The organism is Streptantibioticus rubrisoli (assembly GCF_024436055.1).
Lineage (GTDB): Bacteria > Actinomycetota > Actinomycetes > Streptomycetales > Streptomycetaceae > Streptantibioticus_A > Streptantibioticus_A rubrisoli.
In genome coordinates this window covers 23,868-40,491 of record NZ_JANFNH010000037.1, presented here as the reverse complement: position 1 = coordinate 40,491, position 16,624 = coordinate 23,868, and the positions used below count along the sequence as shown (strand labels likewise).

Sequence of the window (16,624 nt, the reverse complement as noted above, 5' to 3'; positions counted from 1 at the left end):
GGACATCCGGAGACCGGGGCGTGAGATTCCTCGCGGCGGCGCCCGCGCACGCTGGAGTCGCCGTGTCCTGAAAGGTCCGCGTACGGAAGGCGATCTGCCCCGACAGGGCATGCGGGACTGCCCTTTTGTCTCTCGTCCGACCCCGCGCGCACCGGCACCATGGAGAGATCGGTTCACCGTCGACGGGATCACCCAGGGAGGCGCCCGTGCGCGTCGTACATCAGGAGCAGGGCCCGACCGCCAGGGCGCCTCGGAGACAGCCGCGCGCCGAGCGAGCAGACCGCGCGACGCAGCGGCTCCCCGCCGGGCTCCTGTCTCCGGCCGCCGTGCTCGACCTCCAGCGCACCGCCGGGAACACCGCAGTCGTGCGCGCGCTGCAGCGACGGGCCCGGCCCCCGCTGGACAGCTACGCCCCGATCGCGGCGCCGGTGGAGCCCTCCACGGTCCCCAAAGTTCTCGGGACCTCCGGCAAGCCGCTCGACGGAGCCGTGCGCACGGAGATGGAGGGCCGCCTCGGCGCGGACTTCTCCGACGTACGGGTGCACACGGGTGCCGACGCCCAGCGCTCGGCGCAGGAACTGGGAGCGCGCGCGTACACCTCGGGCAACCACGTGGTCCTCGGCGACGGAGGCGGCGACCGGCACACCCTCGCCCACGAGTTGACCCACGTGATCCAGCAGCGTCAGGGACCCGTCGCGGGCACCGACCACGGCAACGGACTGCGGGTCAGCGACCCCTCGGACCGCTTCGAGCGGGCCGCCGAGGACAACGCCCGCCGCGCCCTCGCCCGGTCCCTCCCTGCCGCAGCCGACGCCTCTCGCGAGGCACACGACGGTGCACACCACGACCACGCCGCGCACGGCACCGCGTCGGGGCAAACGACGGGGGCCAGTCCCGTGCAGCGCTTCGTCGTCGTCAACCCCGGCGACGCGAACTACCCGCGTGCGGGCACGCTCAACGAACAGGGTCAACCCGGCCCGCCTGCGGCGGACTTCTTCCCCAGCCAGCAGGCCCGTCCCCGCGTGGTCCACGACCCGCAGCACGGGCCCCGGCAGGCCAACAGCTTCGTGGCGGCCGACGGCAGCCTCAACGTCGTGTACAAAGGCGGCGTGCCGCTGCGCCTGGCCGAGAAGATGGACCTGGCGGTGGAGCACATCATCGACGGCCGCCAGGCCAAGACGTTCTTCGCCACGTCCGAGCGCATCGACCAAGCCAACGCCCTCCTGCGCGGCAAGGTGCGGCTCGACCAGGGACAGGGCTATCTGACGCTGCAGCGGACCAGGCGGTTCCTCGACATCAAGGTGAGCGACAAACACTTGACGCTGTGGCAGGTCGAGCCCGTGAAGGTGGACCCCGAGCACGGCCAGCCGCTGCAGCGCGGTCTGGATGTGCGGCTCTCACAGCGCTGCAACGAGATAGCCAGGGAGATCACCTCGAAGCCTGCGCCGGACCACACCGGTGAGGACCTCTACTTCCGATCCCTCATCAAGGTCCTCGGCGAGTTGGAAAGCTCGGCGGAGGCCGACGACTTCCGGGCCCGCTACGAAAAGGCCAAGTCCGCGGTCAGCAAGGAAAAGACAGAACTGCCGCAACTGACGGCCGTCGTGAGCAAGCTGATCCAGCGGGTCATGGCGTACCGCGACGACAAGGCAAAAAGGCCCCGACTCCAGGCCGCGTACAGCAAGTTCAAGGTCAACGAATTCACGGCGAAAGCGGGCGTCGGTGACCTCCTCATGATCAAGGCGCTTCGCGAAGACTCCACCTCCGGCAGCTTGGACTTCCATTTCGCCAGCATCGTGGCCAAGAGCGGACGCGACCACGTCACGATGGAGAACTTCGCGCGCCACGAGGAACAGGGCACCCTGAGCTCAGGTGACCCTCAGTGGTACTTCCAGATGTACGGGCCCGCGGAGCAGAGCTTCCATGAGCAGTGGGGCTGGGCAAACCGCTTCACCCCCGAGAGCGGAGACAACCGCCTGGTCCTGACGATCCTGATGCAGGGCTGATCGCGACGGCCCCGCCGCCGGTGCGCTGGTGATCAGCTCGCGCACCACGCGGGTGAGCTCTTCCAGGCGCCCGGTCCCGCCGCCCGGTTCCACGGGGGCCCGCGTCGAGACCGGGTTACCGAGGACGTCGGCAGGGAGTGGGGCGCACCGCACCGCCCGAACGACAGGTGCCAGCGGGCGGTCAGACTCACCGATGCCGTTGACGACGGGTCCGGACCAAGGCGCCCACCCCGGTCGGCGCCACCGCGGCAGTCGACTGCCGCAGCCCGCACAGCGCCGCCTGTCAAGGCGGTGCTCGATCATCGGCAGTTCGCTGGGCGGGACGTCGAAGGCCTGGTGGCAGACCGCCCCGGTCACCTCGGCATCCGCCGAGTCCCGGCCGCGTCCCCCGCACCGGGCGGGCAGTTGTGTGACCGTCTCGTCTGCTTCCTCGCCCCGGCGCGGGTGTCGCTCGGCGCGCCCGCGGGCTTTCCCGGACCGCGTCCCGGACGTTTTCCGCAACGACGGCGGCGCCGGCTCGCCCAGCCCGTCACTGGACGGCGGCTTCGAGGAATTCCGCGAGTTCAGCCCCCACAGCGCCGCCAGCGGCGCCACGCCGCTCGGAGCACGTGTCCCCATCAGGCTGTACGGCGTTTTTCGGACGCACCCGGGCCCGGACTTTCCGTTGCTCAACGGGCAGACCCGATGCCGCTCCCAGAGGGGTTTGTCTCATCGTTTGACGTCGCTCAGCACACCACTGACGTTCAGCACCTCGTCGCATCCGGAGGCCTGCGTCCCCGTGGCCGGTGTGCCGGGCTTCGCGCACGTCACCTGCGCGGTGACCGTGGCGTTCTCGGGGATGTCGATGGGAGTCACCCAGTGGTAGTCCTGGTTGCGGAAGGTCTCAAGGGCGATGGTGGTGATCTTGCGGTCGCCGAAGGTGATGGTCAACAGCCCTTCGTCGCCCTGGTAGTTGGCCACCACGATGTCGGTGATGCCGAAAAGCTTCCCGGCCGGGACCTGGTAGGTGCCCGTCTTCGTGGCGCCACCGTCCGTCTGGACGTCGATGGTCGCCGAGCTCTGCTGGCCGTTGGCCGTGCCCGGTCCCGAGCCCGATCCACTACCGCCGCCCGACCCCGTCGCGCCGCCGCCCGAGGGATTGCCCTGACCACCGGCTCCCGTACCGGGCTTGCCGCCCTGTTGGGCACCGTTGGGGTTCGGGCTCGGGTTGGTTTTCCTGACGGCGTCGTTCGCGGCCTGTTTCGCGGTGCTCTGCACGGCGGGCCGCACCAGCGCGAACCATGCGAGCAGCAGCGCCAGGAGCGCGGCCAGCACGGCGAGCAGCCACTTCGGGAGGACCGAGAGCTGGACGAACTCGCCCTCCAGCGGGGCCTGTTCACTGCCGAGGGGCTGTCCGCTCGGCGGCCGTCCCTGTCCCTTTCCCTCTTCGTCGGAGGTGGTCTCCTCGGAGTGCGCCACACCGAGCTGGAACGGCCACGTGACCGGCTTGCCGAACCAGATCAACTTGCCGGTCCGCACGCGCAGGCGGACCTCGGTGGACTCCCCCGGCTCCAGGCGGGGCCGACTCGGTGTGAAGCCGAACCGCAGTTCCTCACCCGCCTGTTGGCCGGTGAAGGCGACGTCCGTGGCGGTGTTGCCCTGGTTGCGCACGGCGACGCGGTAGCGGGCACCGAGCCAGCCGCGTCGGCGCCGCGGCTGGAGTTCCTGCTGCAGCTCCCGGAACGCCTCGACGTGGACGGTCGTCTCCGGGACCTGCACCAACTCCGGGTTCTCCGCGGGCAGTACGCGAACGCCGAGCGGGAGGTCCCCGGCACGGACCTCGGGCGAGCGGGGTGGGGCGAGGCGTACCGTCACCGTCTCGGACGTGCCGGGGTACAGCGAGACCCTGGTCGGTTCGACGGTGCTCCACGCGGCGCAGTCACCGACCACTTCGAGCGTGTAGGCCTCGACGATGTCGCTGCCGTTGCGGACGGTCAGGGTCGTGGTCGCCTCACCGCCGGGCGTCACCGTCACTGGCGGAATTTCAGTTTCGGCAGATGCAGCAGATGCGGTCACGCGGTGAACCTAATGGCTGTGCCATCCGTGTCACGAGAGGCAGGAGGGCAACGGTCGGGCAGTCACAGTGCCCCCGACGCACACCTCGGCGCTGCCCTCACTTCCCGCACCGCGCAGCCCGACTGCGCGGCACTCACCACCCGCACCACGCACGTAACCACCCGAAGACCCGTGCCTGTCCTGCTACGGACGGCTTCCCTGGCATGTCTGGCCTAAAGGATCTCTGGAGAGGGTACGCATCAATGGCATTACACGACGAACCGCGCGCGGTCACGGTCCCGGCGCAATCCCCCAGGTCGGCCGAGCTGAGGGCGACAGTGCTCTCGGCTTCCCACACCAAACCCCGCCGCGTCTCCGTGTCGGTCTACGCGGAGGACCTGATCCTGCATACCGGCATCGTCCAACAGCTGCGCCAGCGGCCCGAGGTGGACCTGCTCACGGACTCCGAGGCCGACCGCGCACAGGCATCACTCGTCGTGGTGGACACCGTGGACGACGCCGCCGTCAAACTGCTGCACCGACTGCGCCGCAACACCGCCACCCGGACCGGGCTCGTCGTCGCCTCCTTCGGATCGAGGGCGCTGCCGACCGTCGTGGAGTGCGGGGTCTCGGCGGTGTTACGCCGGGCGGAGGCCGACCAGGACCGGCTCGTGCACCTGATCACGGCCCTCGCGAACGGGGAGGGCATGCTCCCCGGTGACCTGCTCGGCAAGCTCCTCGACTACCTGGGCGGCATGCACCACTCCGGGCTCGACCCGCGCGGAACCACCTACTCCACGCTCACGGCGAGAGAGGCGGACATGCTCAAACTCGTCGCGGAGGGCCTCGACACCGCCGAGATCGCGCAGAAGACTTCGTATTCGGAGCGCACGGTGAAGAACGTCCTGCACGATGTCACCACCCGTCTGCAGCTGCGCAACCGCGCCCACGCGGTCGGATACGCGATGCGCCACGGGCTCATATAGCGGGGCGGGACCGGCAGGCCGCCAGCTCCTGCCCGAAGGCGCAATGAGGTCTTCCCCCGGGACAGGTCCCTGCGGCCTGTCCACGGCCCGGCCCGGCCGCCAGGGTGGTGCTCGGAGACTGGCCCCGGACTGCGAGGTGGACCGTGATCGGCACCGCTGGCCCCACCAGGTGGCACCAGCTAGGCAGAATCGCTGCCGCCCTTCTGCTGCTCGGGCCCCTGCTCGCGGTGAGCGCCGTATTCGGGCAGGACCTCGGCGGCCGGGCCAACGCCGACACGACGGACGCGGCCGCGTCGAGCGCCGGCCGGATCGCCTACGCCGGTACGGAGCACCGCAGCCTCGGCGAGGTCAGCACGACCACGTCGAGCACGCCGCTCTTCGGTGCCGGGCTCACCCATTTCGACCAACAGCCGTCCGCACACGGCGACGTGACGGTCTTCACCAGCCTGCGCGACGATGTGAAGCCGCAGGTTTACCTGCGCGACGCGACCGGCGCAGTGCGCAAGCTGACGACCGGACGCGATGCCGCGCATCCCCGGCTCACCCCGGACGGGAAGTCGGTGGTGTTCGACTCGGCGGAGCCCGGTGGCCCCGCAGGCCAGCAGCAGCGTGACCTGTGGCTGGTGCGCACCGACGGCTCCGGGCTGCGCAGGCTCACCGACTCCTCCGCCAACGAGGTGTCACCCACCGTCTCGCCCGACGGGACCCGCATCGCGTACGCGAGTGACTCCGACCCCCTGCGCGGCTGGCAGATCTACACGCGGGCGCTGGACGGCGGCACGGCGACCCTCCTCACCGGCGCCCAGGCCGGGGAGGCGACCGAGCCGGTGTGGAACCCGGTGGACGACCCCGCTCATCGTGACCTCGTCGCCTACACGTTCACCGCGAGGGAGCAGAAGACCCCGAGCCTGCGCGTCACCGACGGCAAGGGCACCGACGGTCCGCTCCTCGCGGGCGTCGCGGCCACCTGGCGTACGAAAGGCGCGAGTTGGCTGCCTGACGGCAACGGCCTTCTCTTCCTCAGCCCCGACCGCACCTGTGGCTGCGAGGGCGACTGGGACCACGTCTACCGCACACAGGCGCACGCGACAAACGCGCCCCAACTGGTGCTCAGCGAGAACCGCGCGGTCGACTCGCCGACCTGGCTCGGCCCGCTGAACGGCGGCAAGGTGCTCGTCGCACGCACGTCCGCGCCCGCGGTGCACGTCGCGACGCTCCAGGACACGCGGCCGGACGGCTCGGACCCCCGGGACCTCGGTCTCACCATCCTCAAGGAGGACCCCGCGGCCGACACGAACACGGACCCGGCCGTCGATCCGCTCTTCAACCCCGCCCCGGGATACGACCCTTGGGACGAGCGGCAGAACTACACTCCGGACGGACGGCACATCGTCCTGACGCGTTTCGAGGACTCGCCGAACGGGAGGATCGAGCGGATCTGGCTCGCCGACGCCGACGGATCGCACGCCGCGCCGATGCCGCTCGCGGGGCGCGGCCCGAAGGACTGGGACACCGACCCGACCTTCTCGCCGGACGGCAAGTTCCTCGCGTTCACCAGGACGTCGCCCGGTGGGGTCGGCAGCGCCTCGGGGCCCGGCCGCATCCTGATCTCCGACGTGGCGACCGGGGCAATCGTCCACGAGATCACGCCTCCCGCGGGTCAGGCGACGGGCGGTGACGCACAGCCCACCTGGTCCTCGGACGGCACCACGATCGCTTTCACCCGCAATGAGGTGATCAACGGGGGCGGCGGCAACAAGCACATCTGGACCGTACCGGTGAACGCCCTCGACCAGCAGAAGGACTTCAGCGCCACGATCTGCCCCGGCGCGTGCGACGTGATCGACGACAGTCCGGCGTTCTCGCCCGACGGCCGCACCCTCGCGTTCAACCGTAAGGACGGCGGCGGCCGCGTCAACGAGCGCGACGGTCTCCTCGTAGCGTCCCTGACCGGCGGTGGCTGCAAGGTGGTGGCCCCCGCGGGTCTCGGCGGCGATCCGGGCGCCTGCGGCCAGCCGCTGCCGGACTCCACCGTGACCGGGCCGTTCCAGCCGCGCGACGTGGCCTGGTCCGCCGACGGCAAGACGCTGGTGTTCAGCTCCCGCAGGGGGCTCCCGCCCAACGAGCCGGAGGCCCTGAAGTCCCTGGACCTGACCACGGGACACGTCGTCTGGCTCACCAAGGCGCTGCCCGGACGGCAGAAGGAGCCGAGCATCCAGCAGTCCGTCGACCTGGCCGTGCGCGCGCCCGCCAAGTCGCCGTCGCTCAAGGTCGGTTCGTCCACCTCGATCACCCTCACCGTCGTCAACAACGGCCCCGCGGCCTCCCCCGGCACGGTGTTCACCGCGGCCCCGCCCCCGGGTCTGCGCGTCGACGGGCTGGCCAGCCCCACGGGGAAGTGCCCCGCCGGTTCCCTCCAGTGCGGTCTGGGCGTCATCGCGCCCGGCACGAGCGTGCCCGTCATCGTGAAGGTGACCGGGGTGAACACCGGCGAGCAGCGCATCGGCTGGTCCGTCGACGGCGCCGTCCTCGATGCCAATCCGACCAACAACGCCTCCGAGACCGTCGTGCCCGTCACCCCCGTGACGCCGCCTCCAACAACCCCGCCGACTCCGCCGACCCCGCCCACGCCTCCGACACCGACCCCGCCCGAAGCGGGCCCCGGCGTGACCATCACCGCGCAGCCGAACCCCGGCTACGTCGGCGGACATGTCGTCGTCACGTACACGGTCCGCAACGGCGGCGACGCTCTGGCCACCGGCCTGCGCATCAAGCTCGGGCTGCCCCCGGACATCCCGTACGGGGCGCCGCCGGCCGGATGCGACGACTCCCTGGAGTGCGCGCTCCCCGACCTGGCCCAGGGCGCCTCCGACGTCGTCCGCGTCGTCCTCAACCCGAAGCAGGCGCAGCGGACCCAGGTCACCGGGACGCTCACCACGACCGGCACGGACGCGAACCCGAACGACAACTTCGCCCGTACGCCACTGCGCATCCTCCAGCCGCGCATCGTGGCCGTACCGCCCATCGGCAAGCCCGGGTTCGTGACCTCGGTGCGCGGCACGGACTTCCCGCCCGGCGCGCCCGTCGTCTTCACCTGGAAGCCAGGCATCACGGCGGCCGCCGCGCCGACGATCCCCGGCCCGGACGGGACGTTCATCGGCCAGCTCCTGATCCTCACCAAGGACCAGACGGGGCCGCGCACCATCACCGCCAGCGGTCCGGGTTTCAGCCCGGTCACGACGAAGTTCCTCGTGGTGAACGGCAGCGTACAGCCGCCGGACGAGGTGGAGCGCCGATGATCCACGAAGTCGACGAGGGACTGCGGCAGTTGCTCGCCGAGGCGGGCCTGGAGGAGGCGGGGGTGGACCTCGTCTTCGACGCCCCGACCCGGGACTGGTCCGCGCGCCGAAACGCCCCGACGGTCAGCGCGTTCCTGTACGACATCCAGGAGGACACCACGCGGCGACGCTCCGGCACGGGCGAGGAGTACGACGCCGACGGCCTGGTCGTCGCATGGCGCACGCCGCCGCGCTGGTTCAAGCTGACGTATCTGGTCACGGCATGGACCAACCGCCCGCAGGACGAACACCGGCTGCTCTCCCAGGTGTTGCGGTGCCTGATCGCTCAGGAGATGCTGCCCAGACGGGTACTCACCGGCTCCCTCGCCGAACTCGGCTTGGCCCTACCGCTGTTCACGGCGGGCGGCCCGGACGGTCAGTCGGCCTCCGACGTGTGGCCGGCGCTCGGCGGTGAGCTGAAAGCGTCGATCAGTGTGACGGTCACCGCGCCGCTGGCCGGTGAGCGCACGCCGGCGGGACCGCCGGTCACCGAGGGCCTGGTCGTGAAGCCCGTCGCCGCCTCCTCGGGGACGGACGACGACGTACCGCGGCGGCAGTTGCGCTATGAGGGCATACGCGACCCCGGCCCCGACGGGTTCTCGTCGCCGCGCGAACGCAGGCCCACGCCCGCGCGGCGCCGCCGAGGAGGTCGTCAGGAATGACCCAGGCCGTCCATGTGCTGCCCGGCGCGGATCCCGGCCGGTTCGACGACCACCTCTGGGTACGGCTGCGGCTCATCGAGCAGCGGGTGCGCGAGGCGGTGGCCGCGCGCCGCGCCGTCGACCCTGACCCGGACGATCCGTACCGGGGGCAGTACCTCACTCCCGAGGCGGTGGAGCGGATCCTCGACGAGTCCCCCGCGTCGGGATCCGTCACCGGTGAGCCCGCCACACCTCCGCCCGGTTCCGTCCTGCACGAACTGGCCGCCGCGTTCGGTCTGTCCCCCCTCGACGTGGAGCTGCTGCTCGTCGCCATGGCGCCCGACCTCGACGCACGGTTCGAGCGGCTCTACGGCTACCTCAACGACGACCTCACCCGGCGCAGGCCCACCGTCGGCCTGGCCCTTGAGCTGTGCGGCCTTCCCGCCGCGAGCGCGGCGCGCTTCCGTCTCGCGCCGTCGGCGCCGCTCGTGGCGGGCGGCCTCGTCGAGATCGGCGAACCCGAACGCCCCCAGCTCTCCAGGGCGTTGAGGGTGCCGGACCGGGTGACGGCGCACCTGCTCGGGAACGAGGAGCCAGACGGGCGACTGCTCGGCCTCCTCTGCGTCCAGCACGGCCGCACGGCGCACCTCGACCTCGACGCGGCGCACGACGACGACAGTCACCGCGTGGCGGCCGCCGCCCGCACCGGCGGCGGCCTGGTCCACCTGCTGGACCGGGGCGGCGACGCCGGGCGCCTCGCGGTCGGCTCGCTGCTGGCCGCGGGGCGCCGTCCGCTGGTCCTCGACGTCCCGGCGTTCGTCGCGCAGACCGCCACCGCGGCCCACGTCCCGCTCGGCCACCTGCCACGCGTCGTGGCCACCGAGGCCAGGCTGAGCGGCGGGGGCATCGTGCTCGGGCCGCTCGAAGCCCTCGAACCCGAGCGCCCAGAACGCGCCATGCTGCTGCGGGAGTTGTGCGCGGCGGCTGAAGGCGTCCCGCTCATCACCTACGGCAGGAAGGGCTGGGACCCGCTGTGGGCGGCGGAGAGCCCGGTGCGGATCACCGTGAGCCCGCCGTCACCGGAGCAGGGTGCCCGGCAGTGGCGGCGGGCGCTGACCGAAGCGGCCGAGACCATCGGGGCCGCGCACCCCGCGCCGGACGACGAACTCGCCGGGACGCTCGCCGTCTACCGCCTCGACTCCGGCCAGGTGCGCAGGGCCGCCACCGTCGCCACCCGGGTCGCCGCCCTCGCGGGGCGCACCGTGACCGCGGCCGACCTGCGCGACGCCGTCCGGGCGCAGAACGGCGCCGGTCTTGAGCGCCTGGCCCGACGGATCGAGCCCGCGGTGGGCTGGGACGACCTCGTACTGCCCCCGGCCACCCGTCACCAGCTCGGTGAGCTCGCGCTGCGCGCCCGGCACCGGGAGCAGGTGCTCGGGCAGTGGCGGATGCGGCCGGGCGGCGGGCGCGGCCGTGGGGTGATCGCCCTGTTCGCCGGCGAGTCGGGCACGGGCAAGACCATGTCCGCCGAGGTCATCGCCGCCGACCTCGGCATGGAGCTCTACGTCGTCGACCTGTCGACCGTCGTGGACAAGTACGTCGGTGAGACCGAGAAGAACCTGGAGCGCATCTTCGTTGAGGCGTCCGAGGTCAACGGGGTGCTGCTGTTCGACGAGGCGGACGCGATCTTCGGCAAGCGGTCGCAGGTCAAGGACGCGCACGACCGGCACGCCAACGTCGAGTCGGCGTATCTGCTCCAGCGTATGGAGTCGTTCGACGGCATCGCCGTGCTCACCACGAATCTGCGCGCCAACCTCGACGAAGCGTTCACGCGGCGCCTGGACGTGATCGCGGAGTTCCCGATGCCCGACGTGCGCCAGCGCCGCGCACTGTGGGACCGGTGCCTCGGCACCGAACTGCCGCGCGACGAGGCGCTCGACCTCGACTTCTGCGCGGAGCGCTTCGAGCTGGCCGGGGGGTCGATCCGCGCCTGCGCGGTGACCGCGGCGTATCTCGCGGCGGATTCGGGCCGCCCACTGGGCATGGCACAGGTCGTGACCGCCATCCTGCAGGAGTACCGCAAGCTCGGACGGCTCGTCTTGGAGACCGAGTTCGGGCCCTGGCTCGACGAGGCGCAGCGGAACCCGACCCGGCCGTAGATGAATGGGTCCAAGGGAGTGCCTGCGGACATGACGTGAGGGCGTCCACGGTCAGTGTGTGATGACAGACCTGGACACCCTCGCGACAGCACTCTAATGCCCGGATCCACGACGAGTTGAAGGCTTCGCCGTGGTTGCTGCCCGCCCGGCCGGCGGTCGGGATCGCGCCTACGCTCAGCGACGCTGAGCTACTCACGCTCGCGGTGATGTCCGCCCTGCTTGGGTACACCTCCGAGCGGCGCTGGCTGCGCCGGGCCGGGCAGGTCGCGCTGACCGCAACGATCTGGCGCAACGCCAGGACTGGGCAGCCCATCAAGCGGTCATTGACCGCCTACGGTCACTGACCGCACCCGCACCCCTTGGACTCATTCATCCAGGGCGATCGGCGCTGCCTCTCGCCCCGCGTGTCGCTGCACCTCGGGGCTAGTTGAAGGTGCCTGCCGGGCCGTCCGCCGCCGTGGTGCGCCGGGCCGCGGGGGCGAGATCACGCGCGACGCCGTCGGAAAGGCCCGGGGACGTGCCCGCAAAAGGCAGCGACTTTGCCCTTGGCCTTGGACTCCGCGCCCTGTCGCGCGGCGGCGGCGGCTTCGAGACTCGGAAGTGACCGAAGTGACCGCCGACGTATTAAGGAGCGAGCATGCCTTCGTACCTCACCCCGGGCGTGTACGTGGAAGAGGTGCAGTCCGGTGCGAGGCCGATCGAAGGAGTCGGCACCGCGGTCGCTGCCTTCGTCGGCTTCGCGGAGACCGGCCCGTTCCACGAGCCGACCTTGGTGACCAACTGGGACCAGTACGTGCAGACGTTCGGCGGCTTCACTTCGGACACGTACCTCGCGCACTCGGTCTACGGCTACTTCGCCAACGGCGGCGGCACCGCCTACATCGTCCGGGTCGGAGGGCCCTCCGACGGCGCCTCCCCGAACGGCGGCCCGGCAGCCGTCGAGGCGGCGCCCGAGCCCGTGGCGCTCGGCGGCTTCCTCTTCGCCGCGCTGCCCGGGGCCGGTTCCGGCCTGACCGTGGAGATCGCCGACGCCGACGGGGAGAACCCGCCGGAGGACCGCTTCAAACTGCTGGTGCGCCAGGGCGACAAGGTGGCCGAGAGCTACGACGTCTCCGTCCGCAAGAACGTCAAGAACTACCTCCTCACGCAACTGCGCGAGTCGAAGCTCATCACGGTCACCGAGCAGCGGGGCACGGCGCAGAGCCGCCCGCAGAGCCAGACCGTCGCGCTCGCCGCCGCCCCGGCCCCCGCACCCGCCAAGACCTCCTCGTCCAACGGCGTCGCGCGCCTCGACCCCACCGAGTACGTCGGTGACGCGACGGCACGCACCGGTTTCTCCGGCCTTGAGGCCATCGACGAGGTCACGATGGTCGTCGTTCCGGACCTGATGAGCGCCCACCAGCGCGGCGACATCGACGCCGAGGGCCTCAGGACCGTGCAACTCGCGGTGATCTCGCACTGTGAGCAGATGGGTGACCGGGTCGCCGTCCTGGACACCCCGCCCGGCCTCAACGCCCAGCAGGTACGCACCTGGCGCAACGACGAGGCGGGCTACGACTCCCGCTACGCCGCCCTGTACTACCCCTGGATCAGTGTGTTCGACCCGGCGACCGGTCGGAACACCACGGTGCCGCCCAGCGGTCACGTGGCCGGCGTGTGGGCGCGCAGCGACGCCGAGCGCGGCGTGCACAAGGCGCCCGCCAACGAGGTCATCCGCGGCGCGGTCGACCTCGGTCTCCGGCTCAGCAAGGGCGAGCAGGACCTCCTCAACCCGATCGGCGTCAACTGCATCCGGGCCTTCCCCGGGCGCGGCATCCGGATCTGGGGTGCGCGCACCCTGTCCTCGGACCCGGCCTGGCGCTACCTGAACGTCCGCAGGCTCTTCAACTACCTTGAAGAGTCGATTCTGTTGGGCACCCAGTGGGTCGTCTTCGAGCCCAACGACGACCGCCTCTGGGCGAGCATCCGGCGCAACATCGGCGCGTTCCTCACCGAGGAGTGGCGCCGGGGTTCGCTCTTCGGCCAGAACGCGGACGAGGCCTTCTACGTCAAGTGCGACCGGGACAACAACCCGCAGGAGTCGATCGACCTCGGTCAGGTCATCTGCGAGATCGGGGTCGCCCCCGTCAAGCCGGCCGAGTTCGTGATCTTCCGCCTCTCGCAGTTCTCCGACAGCACCAGTCTCGTCGACGAGTGAGCCGCGGGGCCCGGCGGCCCCGCGCCCGACCGGCCACCTCCTGGGAAATGGGAAATAGGCGAAGCACGAAAGGTGATTCACAGTTATGGCAAATGGTGATGCTCTCACTACTCACGTCTTCGGCGTGCAACTGGGCGGATACCTCGTCGAGATGATCCAGTCGGTCAGCGGAGTCACGGTCGAGGAAGATGTCGTCGAGATCAAACAGACGACCAACCGGGGCGAGAACGTCATCCGCAAGCAGCCCGGGGCAAGGAAGGCCGGTGAGGTCACGATCGTCCGGGGACTCGACAAGAGCAGCGAGTTCACCAAGTGGATCAAGGAGACCTTGAACAAAGGCGCCATCAACTCCGCACGCCAGCACATCAGCATCGAGTACAAGGACACAGAGAAGAACACCGTCCGCACGGTCAATCTCAAGAACGCCTGGGTGAGCAAGTGGGAAGGTCCCGCGCTCAAGGCCGGTGAGTCCACGGCTGCCACCGAGACCGTGACGATCACGTTCGAGGAGATCGAGGTCACATGAGGCGTCGCACCGTCTCGCCGGGCAGCCTGGAAGAGCTCCTGGACGCGGCATCGGACCCCGAGGAAGGAGCGCTGCGGGCCACCGTATCGGCTTCACGCTCCGCGCCGAACCAGCAAGGTCTTCGGACGGAATTCGAGTTCGAGCTGCCGCGCGGGTACGTCGACGAGGACGGCAACGTGCACCGGCGCGGCTCGATGCGCCTCGCCACCGCCCGGGACGAGCTACGGCCCCAGATCGACCTGCGGGTCAAGGAGAACCCGGCGTATCTGAGCGTGGTCCTGCTGAGCCAGGTCATCACCCGGCTCGGCGAGATCAAGAATGTGCACGCCGAGATCGTGGAGCGGATGTACGCCACGGACGTCGCGTTTCTCCAGGACTTCTACCGGCGCATCAACAGCGAGGGCCATACGCACGCCGCGGTGACCTGCCCGCTGTGCAGTGGTTCGTTCGAGGTGGACCTCTCGGGTGGGCGCCTGGGGGAATCGTGACGTACGCACTCCCCCGCCTGCGGGAGGAGATCGCGTACGTGGCCTATCACTTCCACTGGCAGCGTGAGGACATCCTCGACCTCACCCACGCCGAACGTCAGCAGTGGGTGCGAGAGATAGCGCGGATCAACACCCGTGCGAACGAAGGTGGTTGAACGGATGGCGTTCTGGGACAGGTTCCGTCGCGACGCGGACCGGCCGGTTGAGGGGTTCGCCCCGGACCGGCCGTCCCTGACGTCTGCCCAGGCCCCGCAGCCGTCCTCGCAGACCGGACCAGCACAGGCTCATCCGCTCGGCGATTGGGACGGCGGCTGGCGACAGGTCGCCCAGCCGACGGTGACGATCGCGCGCTCGGCGCTCGGCGTCAGTGATGGGCTGCTGTTCCGATCGCAACTCGCCGCGTGGCAGAACCCCTCCTTCGGGACGGACCTCGGCCACGCGGTCCTGCCGGACGCCCCGGTGGGCATGATCCACGGGGTCGCCCGCCCGTCGACTGCCCGCAGTTCGGTCTCCGCGGGCGGCCCACTGTTGTTGCGCGCGGTGCGGCGGGAGGCCGAGCCCGACTTCGAACCTGAGCATTCCGCCAGGACGGGCGCCGGGGGTTCCGCCGCGCCGCCTGTACGCCGCTCGGTACGAGCCGGGGACGCCGGGCACACGGCAGCCCAGCGACGAGGCACCAGTGCGAGCCCGGCGAACCCGCGGCGGGAGGTAGGCGGCGGAGCCACACCCGCAGGCGGGGAAGGCACGACGGGCGGACCACGCTCACGTCAGATCCACCCGACAGTCGGCGCGGGCGGGCGGCAGGGCGGTACGACGGATGGCTCCCACTCGCACCAGGGCGACACGCCAGGCGGTGCGGCCTCGCACACCGTACGCCCGCGGCAACTCAGCCCCGACGCCCTCGTACTCCCCAAGCGGCAGCTTCGCCCGGCCACCTCACCTTCCGTGCAGCGAGCCGCGGTTCCACGTGAGGGCGGCGCGCCGACACCTCCCGTCGCGGCTCCCGGTGCGCCCTCGCCCTCGCCGCGCGCGGGCGACGGCGTACCGGCCCGGCCGCGACGGGTCGGTCCCGATCTGACTGTCGCGCTCCGGCCGGCCATGCCGCTGCGCAGGGTGACGGCCCTCCCGCCGCAGGCTCCCGCGCGTTCGGGCGACGGCGGTACGCCACGCGTCACGGCACCTCTCGGCGGCGGCGCGGACGCGGCACTTTCGGGCAGCCCCGCCGCGTCACCCGGGGCCGCGGGGCCCGCCTCCGGTACGGCTCCGGCGACGACGGACGCCCAGCGCAGTGCGACGCCCTCGACCTCCCCCGCCCCGGAGCGGGACGTGCCCGCGCGGCACGCGCCGGGCGAACCAGTGCGTGAACTACTCGCCAATGCGGGCCGGTTGGTCTCCGCCGAGCCCAGCCCCGCCAACGCCACCCTCGCCCCGGGGTCACCGACTCCGCCCGGACCCATGCCCCCCGTACAGCGCCAGGCCGACCCCGAACCCACACCACCCGCTCCCGCGACGGGCAACGCACCGCGCACGCCCGCTCCCACAACACCGGACGCCCAGCGCAGCGCGGCGCCCGAAACCTCCCCCTCCGCTCCCTCCCCATCCCCGGAGCGGGACAGGCCCGTACGGCCCCCACTCAGTGAACCGCTCCATGAACTCCCCACCAGCGCACGCCGCTTGCCACACCACGCGCCCAGCCCGGCCAGCGCCACCCCCGCCCCCGGGTCACCGACTCCGTCCGGACCCATGCCCCTCGTACAACGCCAAGCCGACCCCGAACCCACACCACCCGCAACAGCGGACATTCAAGGCGATGCCGTGCCCGCTCCCTCCCCGTCCCCGAAGCGGGACACGACCGTACGGCCCCCACTCGGTGAACCGCTCCATGAACTCCCCACCAGCGCACGCCCGTTGCCGCCCGCCGGGGCGATGGCGCCGCCCGGATCCATGCCCGTCGTACAACGCCAGGTCATTCCCGAACCGGCCGGACCTTCATGGCCGACTCCAGCTCCCGCGGCAGGCACGCCCCAACTGCCGTGCGCCGACGCCTCTTCAAGCGGGACGCGACCGCGCCCCCGAAGCGGCATCGGCACACCGCTCTCCTCCTTGCCACCGACGGCCACTGCTCCGGGTGCCCCGCTGCTGGGCGGGCGCCCCGCCCCGGCGCAGCGGACTATCGCGCCCGTCAACCCCATCTCGCCCGCCGCGTCCGCGACTTCCCCCGCACAACGGACTGACCACACAGCCTCCGC

General features: G+C 71.2%; 10 protein-coding genes and 2 pseudogenes. 10 read left to right on the top strand and 2 right to left on the bottom strand.

Annotation, left to right across the window (positions count from 1 at the left end; all coding sequences use genetic code 11):
* Window positions 1-206: 206 nt before the first annotated feature.
* Window positions 207-2,006, top strand: coding sequence for an eCIS core domain-containing protein (locus tag NON19_RS24615; protein ID WP_372514270.1), 1,800 nt, complete (start codon window positions 207-209; stop codon window positions 2,004-2,006).
* Window positions 2,007-2,471: 465 nt separating this feature from the next.
* Here the strand turns inward: NON19_RS24615 and NON19_RS24610 are convergent.
* Together NON19_RS24610 and NON19_RS24605 are read right to left on the bottom strand one after the other, a co-directional pair.
* Window positions 2,472-2,624: pseudogene (locus tag NON19_RS24610) on the bottom strand (DUF6444 domain-containing protein); the annotation flags it as partial.
* Between the two features lie 90 nt (window positions 2,625-2,714).
* Window positions 2,715-4,028, bottom strand: coding sequence for a COG1470 family protein (locus tag NON19_RS24605; RefSeq protein ID WP_255931279.1), 1,314 nt, complete (start codon window positions 4,026-4,028; stop codon window positions 2,715-2,717).
* Between the two features lie 275 nt (window positions 4,029-4,303).
* Between NON19_RS24605 and NON19_RS24600 the strand changes: the two genes are divergently transcribed.
* From NON19_RS24600 to NON19_RS24560, 9 genes and pseudogenes are all read left to right on the top strand, one after another.
* The gene (locus tag NON19_RS24600) at window positions 4,304-5,026 is read left to right on the top strand and encodes a helix-turn-helix transcriptional regulator (RefSeq protein WP_255931244.1); all 723 of its coding nucleotides are present in this window, start codon (window positions 4,304-4,306) and stop codon (window positions 5,024-5,026) included.
* Window positions 5,027-5,169: 143 nt separating this feature from the next.
* Window positions 5,170-8,325 carry a hypothetical protein gene (locus tag NON19_RS24595; RefSeq protein WP_255931243.1) on the top strand — a complete coding sequence of 1,052 codons (3,156 nt, stop codon included), beginning with the start codon at window positions 5,170-5,172 and terminating at the stop codon, window positions 8,323-8,325.
* On the top strand, window positions 8,322-9,026 hold the full coding sequence (locus tag NON19_RS24590) for a Pvc16 family protein (protein ID WP_255931242.1): 705 nt from the start codon (window positions 8,322-8,324) through the stop codon (window positions 9,024-9,026). The genes NON19_RS24595 and NON19_RS24590 overlap by 4 nt, the downstream gene beginning before the upstream one ends.
* Window positions 9,023-11,164, top strand: coding sequence for an ATP-binding protein (locus tag NON19_RS24585; protein WP_255931241.1), 2,142 nt, complete (start codon window positions 9,023-9,025; stop codon window positions 11,162-11,164). Before NON19_RS24590 ends, NON19_RS24585 begins: the two co-directional genes overlap by 4 nt.
* A gap of 58 nt (window positions 11,165-11,222) precedes the next feature.
* Window positions 11,223-11,421: pseudogene (locus tag NON19_RS24580) on the top strand (IS982 family transposase); the annotation flags it as partial.
* Between the two features lie 380 nt (window positions 11,422-11,801).
* Entirely contained in the window at window positions 11,802-13,361 is a 1,560-nt protein-coding gene (locus tag NON19_RS24575; RefSeq protein ID WP_255931240.1) for a phage tail sheath family protein, read from the top strand.
* Window positions 13,362-13,446: 85 nt separating this feature from the next.
* The gene (locus NON19_RS24570; protein ID WP_255931239.1) at window positions 13,447-13,887 is read left to right on the top strand and encodes a phage tail protein; all 441 of its coding nucleotides are present in this window, start codon (window positions 13,447-13,449) and stop codon (window positions 13,885-13,887) included.
* Entirely contained in the window at window positions 13,884-14,375 is a 492-nt protein-coding gene (locus NON19_RS24565) for a hypothetical protein (RefSeq protein WP_255931238.1), read from the top strand. Before NON19_RS24570 ends, NON19_RS24565 begins: the two co-directional genes overlap by 4 nt.
* Window positions 14,372-14,530 (top strand): DUF6760 family protein, encoded by a 159-nt coding sequence (locus NON19_RS24560; RefSeq protein WP_188273132.1) that lies wholly within the window; start codon window positions 14,372-14,374, stop codon window positions 14,528-14,530. The genes NON19_RS24565 and NON19_RS24560 overlap by 4 nt, the downstream gene beginning before the upstream one ends.
* The last annotated feature ends 2,094 nt before the right edge of the window (window positions 14,531-16,624 follow it).

What these genes read in the sequence shown, in the direction of transcription:
- NON19_RS24600 (WP_255931244.1), top strand. Translation starts at nt 4,304, where the DNA reads ATGGCATTACACGACGAACCGCGCGCGGTCACGGTCCCGGCGCAATCC.
- NON19_RS24590 (WP_255931242.1), top strand. Translation starts at nt 8,322, where the DNA reads ATGATCCACGAAGTCGACGAGGGACTGCGGCAGTTGCTCGCCGAGGCG.
- NON19_RS24585 (WP_255931241.1), top strand. Translation starts at nt 9,023, where the DNA reads ATGACCCAGGCCGTCCATGTGCTGCCCGGCGCGGATCCCGGCCGGTTC.
- NON19_RS24575 (WP_255931240.1), top strand. Translation starts at nt 11,802, where the DNA reads ATGCCTTCGTACCTCACCCCGGGCGTGTACGTGGAAGAGGTGCAGTCC.
- NON19_RS24570 (WP_255931239.1), top strand. Translation starts at nt 13,447, where the DNA reads ATGGCAAATGGTGATGCTCTCACTACTCACGTCTTCGGCGTGCAACTG.
- NON19_RS24565 (WP_255931238.1), top strand. Translation starts at nt 13,884, where the DNA reads ATGAGGCGTCGCACCGTCTCGCCGGGCAGCCTGGAAGAGCTCCTGGAC.